Source organism: Pseudomonas sp. 102515, assembly GCF_031085165.1.
Taxonomy (GTDB): domain Bacteria; phylum Pseudomonadota; class Gammaproteobacteria; order Pseudomonadales; family Pseudomonadaceae; genus Chryseomonas.
Genome location: NZ_JAVHTY010000002.1, coordinates 912,556 through 918,856, shown reverse-complemented (window position 1 = coordinate 918,856; position 6,301 = coordinate 912,556). Strand labels below are relative to the sequence as shown.

7 protein-coding genes and 5 tRNA genes are annotated in these 6,301 nt (G+C 63.7%); 3 read left to right on the top strand and 9 right to left on the bottom strand.

What is annotated here, in order from left to right; translation table 11 throughout:
* Nucleotides 1–2: 2 nt before the first annotated feature.
* The 5 genes from RCF34_RS11370 to RCF34_RS11350 form a co-directional block, all read right to left on the bottom strand.
* Nucleotides 3–75: transfer RNA gene (locus RCF34_RS11370), tRNA-Glu, on the bottom strand.
* Between the two features lie 64 nt (nt 76–139).
* A tRNA-Gly gene (locus RCF34_RS11365) sits at nt 140–215 on the bottom strand.
* Nucleotides 216–219: 4 nt separating this feature from the next.
* Nucleotides 220–295 (bottom strand) — tRNA-Glu (locus tag RCF34_RS11360).
* A 64-nt stretch (nt 296–359) separates the two neighbouring features.
* Nucleotides 360–435 (bottom strand) — tRNA-Gly (locus RCF34_RS11355).
* A 5-nt stretch (nt 436–440) separates the two neighbouring features.
* Nucleotides 441–516, bottom strand: a tRNA-Glu gene (locus RCF34_RS11350).
* Between the two features lie 171 nt (nt 517–687).
* Here RCF34_RS11350 and RCF34_RS11345 point away from each other — a divergent pair.
* Entirely contained in the window at nt 688–1,455 is a 768-nt protein-coding gene (locus RCF34_RS11345) for a hypothetical protein (protein WP_308708244.1), read from the top strand.
* Nucleotides 1,456–1,480: 25 nt separating this feature from the next.
* Here the strand turns inward: RCF34_RS11345 and RCF34_RS11340 are convergent, their stop codons facing one another.
* The 4 genes from RCF34_RS11340 to msrB all read right to left on the bottom strand — a co-directional run bounded on the left by RCF34_RS11340 (nt 1,481) and on the right by msrB (nt 3,842).
* Nucleotides 1,481–1,969 (bottom strand): GAF domain-containing protein, encoded by a 489-nt coding sequence (locus RCF34_RS11340; RefSeq protein ID WP_308708243.1) that lies wholly within the window; start codon nt 1,967–1,969, stop codon nt 1,481–1,483.
* Nucleotides 1,966–2,853 carry an ATP-binding protein gene (locus tag RCF34_RS11335; RefSeq protein WP_280307159.1) on the bottom strand — a complete coding sequence of 296 codons (888 nt, stop codon included), beginning with the start codon at nt 2,851–2,853 and terminating at the stop codon, nt 1,966–1,968. Before RCF34_RS11335 ends, RCF34_RS11340 begins: the two co-directional genes overlap by 4 nt.
* A gap of 105 nt (nt 2,854–2,958) precedes the next feature.
* Nucleotides 2,959–3,444, bottom strand: a complete 486-nt coding sequence (locus RCF34_RS11330) for a glutathione peroxidase (protein ID WP_308708242.1) — start codon at nt 3,442–3,444, stop codon at nt 2,959–2,961.
* The gene (gene msrB / locus RCF34_RS11325; protein WP_308708241.1) at nt 3,441–3,842 is read right to left on the bottom strand and encodes a peptide-methionine (R)-S-oxide reductase MsrB; all 402 of its coding nucleotides are present in this window, start codon (nt 3,840–3,842) and stop codon (nt 3,441–3,443) included. Before msrB ends, RCF34_RS11330 begins: the two co-directional genes overlap by 4 nt.
* Nucleotides 3,843–3,997: 155 nt before the next feature.
* Here msrB and RCF34_RS11320 point away from each other — a divergent pair, with 155 nt between their 5' ends.
* Nucleotides 3,998–5,209 carry a pyridoxal phosphate-dependent aminotransferase gene (locus tag RCF34_RS11320; protein ID WP_308708240.1) on the top strand — a complete coding sequence of 404 codons (1,212 nt, stop codon included), beginning with the start codon at nt 3,998–4,000 and terminating at the stop codon, nt 5,207–5,209.
* Between the two features lie 193 nt (nt 5,210–5,402).
* The gene (gene htpX / locus RCF34_RS11315; protein WP_308708239.1) at nt 5,403–6,281 is read left to right on the top strand and encodes a protease HtpX; all 879 of its coding nucleotides are present in this window, start codon (nt 5,403–5,405) and stop codon (nt 6,279–6,281) included.
* Nucleotides 6,282–6,301 lie beyond the last annotated feature (20 nt).

Here is a 6,301-nt window from a genome sequence, read left to right as displayed (position 1 = left end):
GGCGTCCCCTAGGGGACTCGAACCCCTGTTACCGCCGTGAAAGGGCGGTGTCCTAGGCCACTAGACGAAGGGGACGAAACCTCTTTCCACAAGGCCTTTCACCTTGCATCCCACTGTCATGCAACCGTGAGATTGTGTTTGGAGCGGGAAACGAGACTCGAACTCGCGACCCCGACCTTGGCAAGGTCGTGCTCTACCAACTGAGCTATTCCCGCAATATGGCGTCCCCTAGGGGACTCGAACCCCTGTTACCGCCGTGAAAGGGCGGTGTCCTAGGCCACTAGACGAAGGGGACGAAACCTCTTTCCACAAGGCCTTTCACCTTGCATCCGCCCGCCCGAGGGCAACCGGATTGTATTTGGAGCGGGAAACGAGACTCGAACTCGCGACCCCGACCTTGGCAAGGTCGTGCTCTACCAACTGAGCTATTCCCGCAATTTTGGCGTCCCCTAGGGGACTCGAACCCCTGTTACCGCCGTGAAAGGGCGGTGTCCTAGGCCACTAGACGAAGGGGACCAGGTAGAATCCGTCAGGACTCTGGCCTACCACTCGGCTGACGCTTGCCGCCGTTGGGAGTGCGCGCATTCTAGGGAGCCTTACCCTGGGCGTCAATAGCTGATTAAATACTTTTCAAATCAACGACTTCGCTCGTACGACAAACGGCGGGCAAGCACCATGGAGAAGGTCATGTCCTCAACGATGATTGCAGCAGTAGTGGGGCTTGGCATCCTCCTGTTGATCATGATCGCCTTCGTCAACCAGAAGCTCGAAGCCGGACGCCTGGAAAAGCAGCGCCTGGTCGCCGACCTCACCGACCGCATCAAGCGCTGCGCCCAGTTGGGCGGCAGTCTGCCCGGCCAGCTGATGACCCCGGCGCTCAAGCAGCTGTTCCACCGCATCGAACTGGGGCTGATCGCCCGCCTCGCCGCCCTGCAGACCCCGTCCGCCGGCCTCACCGCGCGCAAGACCGAACTGGAAGAAGCCCTGGCCAAGGGCGACGACATCGAAGTCGGCAATGTCGCCCGGCCCGTGCACACCGAAGCGCGGGTCAAGGAAGTCCGCGGCTATCTGGAGATGCTCCATGCGCTCGTCGCTCATGCCAACCAGATCGGCATTCTCGATGGCCAGGAGGCGCAGCGCTGGGTCGGCGAGATGCGCTATCTGCTCACGGCGACCTATGTGGAATTCTTCCGCTATCAGGCCGAACAGCAGATCAAGAGCGAGCATTACATCCAGGCGCGCCAGTCGTACGAGCGGGCGATCATGCAGATTCGCAAGCAGCAGCAGCCCGAGCGCTATACCGAGTTGCTGGCCTATCTCGAGGAGCAGATCACCCAGGTGAAACGCCAGCAGAGCGAACTGGTCGAGCAAGCCAGCAGCAGTGCCAACGAGCTGTCGGACAGCGTGGACACGCTCAAGGACGACAGCTGGCGCAAGAAGAACGACTACGAGTGAGGGCTTCCCTGCCCTCCTCCGGCGATCAGCAGTCGGTCGCGACCAGAAAGGCCTCTACCAGCGCCTCGATACCAGCCTGATCCGCCGCGCTGAAGCGCCCCGGATTCGGACTGTCCAGATCCAGCACGCCGATCAGCCGACCGTCCTGGACCAGCGGCACCACCAGCTCGCTGCGCGACGCGGCGTCACAGGCGATATGCCCGGGAAAGGCATGGACGTCCTCGACGCGCTGGGTACGCCGCTCGCGGGCAGCCGCCCCGCACACGCCCTTGCTGAAGGGAATGCGCATGCAGGCGACCTTGCCCTGGAAGGGCCCGAGCAGCAGCTGGTCCTCACTCTCGACGAAATAGAAGCCGGCCCAGTTCAGGTCCGGGACTTCCTGATAGATGAAGGCCGACAACTGGGCGGCATTGGCTACCAAGTCGCGCTCGCCGGCCAGCAGGGCTTCCACCTGAGCGGCCAGCATGGCGTAACCCTCGAGTCCCGCCCCTACGCCCGTCAGTTCTACGGTCATGCTTTCTCCAAGAGTTTGAGCCCGACCCACTGCCGGGCAAATTGATAGGCGCAGCGGCCGTTGCGGTTGCCACGACCGGAAGCCCAGCGGATGGCCTCGCGATCCGCTTCTTCCGACCACTCCAGCTGCAGGCCGGACTTGCCGGCCAGGGTCGCGCACCAGTGGCGCACCACGGCCAGGTAGTGATCCTGGGTAAAGGGATAGAAGGACAGCCAGAGGCCGAAACGATCCGACAGGGCGATCTTGTCTTCGGCCGCTTCGCTGGGGTGCAGTTCACCGTCGACGTGCTCCCAGTTGGCATTGTCGCTCTGCCGCTCGGCCACCAGGTGGCGCCGGTTGGAGGTGGCGTAGAGCACCACGTTGTCCGGCGCCTGTTCCAGGGAACCGTCCAGCACGCTCTTGAGCACCCGGTAGTCGTCGCTGCCGGAATCGAACGACAGGTCATCGCAGAACACCACGAAGCGCTGTGGCTGACCGGCGAGCTGCTCCACGGCCCGCGGTAGATCGGCGAGATCGTCACGTTCGATTTCGATCAGCCGCAGACCCTCACCGGCATATTCCGCCAGCAGCGCCCGGATCAACGACGACTTGCCGGTGCCCCGCGCGCCCCACAGCAGACTGTGGTTGGCCGGCAATCCAGCCACGAACTGGCGGGTGTTGCGGGCGAGCTGATCGCGTTGGCGATCGATACCCAGCAGATCGGCCAGGCGCAGTTCCAGATTGACCTCGAGCGGCTGCAGATAGCCGCCATGCCCTTCCCGGCGCCAGCGCGCGGCATAGCAGCGCTGCCAGTCCAGCGGCTCGCGACGATGGGGCAACAGGGGTTCGAGACGCTCCAGCACCTGCCGCGCGTGGAGCAGAAAGTCTTCTAGGGAGGCATTCACAGGGATGATCCTTGACGACAAAAAGGGAAGCGGGCCAGCCGCCCGCCAGGCCGGACATTATCGTATGACCTTTACCATCCAGACAAAGGGCGGACGAGCACGGCGCTAGGAGGCCAGCGCCTGGCGGACATGCTTTTCCAACTGCGACGGCCGAGTGATGGGCGCGAAGCGCTGAACGCGCCCCTGCGCCGGCGTGACCAGGAACTTGGTGAAATTCCAGCGGATCGCGCCACCCAACAGCCCTGGCGCCGCCTTCTTGAGCGCGACGAACAGCGGGTGGGCGCCTTCACCATTGACGTCGAGCTTGGCCATCACCGGAAAGCTGACATTGAAGCGGGTCAGGCAGAAGGTCTGGATCTCGGCATTGCTGCCGGGCTCCTGGCCGCCGAACTGATTGCAGGGAAAGACGATCACCCGCAGCCCTTCGGCCAGATAGCGCTGCTGCAGCGCCTCGAGGCCATCGTACTGGCGGGTGAAGCCGCAACGACTGGCGGTGTTGACCACCAGGTAGGCCCGCGCCGGCCAGTCGGCCAGGCAGGCCCGCTGGCCGTCAGCCGTGTCGAACGGCAGACTGAGGATGTCCTTGATCACGCCGAGGCCCTGGGTTGCAGCTGCAGCGCCACCGAATTGATGCAGTAGCGCAGGCCGGTCGGCGGCGGACCGTCGGGGAAGACGTGGCCGAGATGGGCGTCGCACCGGGCGCAGAGCACCTCGACGCGGTGCATGCCGTGGCTGAGGTCTTCCTTTTCCCGCACCGCCTCGGCATCGATGGGTGCGTAATAGCTGGGCCAGCCGCAACCGGAGTCGAACTTGGTGCTGGAGTCGAACAGCGCCAGTTCGCAGCAGGCGCAGTGATAGACGCCGGGTGTCTTGGTGTTGCAGTAGGCGCCGGTGTAGGGTCTTTCGGTCGCGGCCAGGCGACAGACGCGAAACTGATCGTCGGTCAGCCGCTCACGCCAGTCTTCCGGGCTACGCTGTACTTTTTCCATGATGACCTCTCTGGATGCCGGCGCATCTTTTGTAACAGGCGATGCAGCCGTATGATTCCCGCTCAGTCTGGCATCCACCCCCGGATGCTGCCAAGCGCCGGTCGACGTCCGTCCCCACCGAGTCTTTCTCGCCCTTTTCCAGGATTCATTCCACCATGCAGGTCTCCAAGTCGAACAAGCTCGCCAATGTCTGCTACGACATCCGCGGCCCGGTCCTCAAGCATGCCAAGCGCCTCGAAGAGGAAGGCCATCGCATCCTGAAGCTCAACATCGGCAATCCGGCACCCTTCGGCTTCGAGGCGCCCGAGGAGATCCTGCAGGACGTCATCCGCAATCTGCCGACCGCCCAGGGCTACAGCGACTCCAAGGGCCTGTTCAGCGCGCGCAAGGCGGTGATGCAGTACTGCCAGCAGAAGCGCATCGAGGGTGTCGGCATCGAGGACATCTACCTGGGCAACGGCGTCTCCGAGTTGATCGTCATGGCCATGCAGGCGCTGCTCAACAACAACGACGAGGTGCTGATCCCGGCGCCGGACTATCCGCTATGGACCGCCGCGGTCAGCCTGGCCGGCGGCAAGCCGGTGCACTACCTGTGCGACGAACAGGCGGGCTGGTTCCCCGACCTGGCGGACATGGAAGCCAAGATCACCGGCAACACCAAGGCGCTGGTGCTGATCAATCCGAACAACCCCACCGGCGCGGTCTATTCCAAGGAGGTGCTGGAAGGCATCGTCGAACTGGCGCGGCGGCACAACCTGGTGCTGTTCTCCGACGAGATCTACGACAAGATCCTCTATGACGAAGCCCAGCACATCTCCACCGCCTCCCTGGCGCCGGACGTCCTGTGCCTGACCTTCAACGGCCTGTCCAAGTCCTATCGCGTCGCCGGCTTCCGCTCGGGCTGGCTGATCGTCTCGGGCCCCAAGCATCGCGCCCACAGCTATATCGAAGGCCTCGATATCCTCGCCAACATGCGCCTGTGCGCCAACGTGCCGGCCCAGCACGCGATCCAGACCGCGCTGGGCGGCTACCAGAGCATCAACGACCTGGTCCTGCCGCACGGACGCCTGCTGGAGCAGCGCAATCGCACTTGGGAGCTGCTCAACGACATTCCCGGTGTCAGCTGCGTGAAGCCGATGGGCGCGCTCTACGCCTTCCCGCGGATCGACCCCAAGGTCTGCCCCATCCACAACGACGAGAAATTCGTCCTCGACCTGCTGCTCTCGGAAAAGCTGCTGGTGGTTCAGGGCACGGCCTTCAACTGGCCCTGGCCCGACCACTTCCGCGTCGTCACCCTGCCCCGCGTCGATGACCTGGAGCAGGCGATCGGTCGCATCGGCAACTTCCTCGGCGGCTACGCCCAGTAGCGCCAAAGCATTTCCGGGTCTTTCACCGGTTGGCGTCCCTGGCGGCGTCAACCGGCGCTGGCACTCGCGCGCTGGCCGCCGCCAGGCCAGCCGGCCGGCAGACGACACAGTTTGCAATAGTGGAAACATTGAATGGACCGGGGCGGAACCTTATATAGCCGGCAGATAAACCTGTGAGGAGCTGTACCCCACCATGATGCGCATTCTGTTGTTTCTGGCTACCAACCTGGCGGTGCTGATCGTTGCCAGCATCACCTTGAAGGTGCTTGGCGTGGATCGCTACACCGGTCAGAACTATGGCAGTCTGCTGGTGTTCTGTGCCGTGTTCGGTTTCGCCGGCTCACTGGTCTCGCTGTTCATCTCCAAGTGGATGGCGAAGATGAGCACCCGTACCGAGGTCATCAGCCAGCCGCGTACCCGCCATGAGCAGTGGCTGCTGCAGACCGTCGAGGAATTGGCCCGCGAAGCCGGCATCAAGACCCCCGAGGTCGGCATCTTCCCGGCCTACGAGGCCAACGCCTTCGCCACCGGCTGGAACCGCAACGACGCCCTGGTCGCGGTCAGCCAGGGCCTGCTCGAGCGTTTCTCGCCCGACGAGGTGCGTGCGGTGCTGGCCCACGAGATCGGCCACGTCGCCAACGGCGACATGGTGACCCTGGCCCTGATCCAGGGCGTGGTGAACACCTTCGTGATGTTCTTCGCGCGGATCTTCGGCAACTTCGTCGACAAGGCCATCTTCAAGAACGAGGAAGGCCACGGCATCGCCTATTTCGTGACCACCATCATCGCCGAACTGGTCCTGGGTATCCTGGCCAGCATCATCGTCATGTGGTTCTCGCGCAAACGCGAATTCCGCGCCGACGAAGCCGGTGCCCGCCTGGCTGGCCCCAACGCCATGATCGGCGCCCTGCAACGCCTGCGTGCCGAACAAGGTATCCCGGTGCAGATGCCCGACACCCTGAACGCCTTCGGCATCAACGGCTCGCTGAAGAACGGTCTGGCTGGTCTGCTGATGAGCCACCCACCGCTGGAAGACCGCATCGAGGCCCTGCGCCGCTACGGTCAGCGCTAAGCGCGAGCGATGAAAAGACC

Excerpts from the sequence above, each read along its gene's own strand:
- RCF34_RS11345 (WP_308708244.1), top strand. The coding sequence starts at position 688 with ATGTCCTCAACGATGATTGCAGCAGTAGTGGGGCTTGGCATCCTCCTG.
- RCF34_RS11340 (WP_308708243.1), bottom strand. The coding sequence starts at position 1,969 with ATGACCGTAGAACTGACGGGCGTAGGGGCGGGACTCGAGGGTTACGCC.
- msrB (WP_308708241.1), bottom strand. The coding sequence starts at position 3,842 with ATGGAAAAAGTACAGCGTAGCCCGGAAGACTGGCGTGAGCGGCTGACC.
- RCF34_RS11320 (WP_308708240.1), top strand. The coding sequence starts at position 3,998 with ATGCAGGTCTCCAAGTCGAACAAGCTCGCCAATGTCTGCTACGACATC.
- htpX (WP_308708239.1), top strand. The coding sequence starts at position 5,403 with ATGATGCGCATTCTGTTGTTTCTGGCTACCAACCTGGCGGTGCTGATC.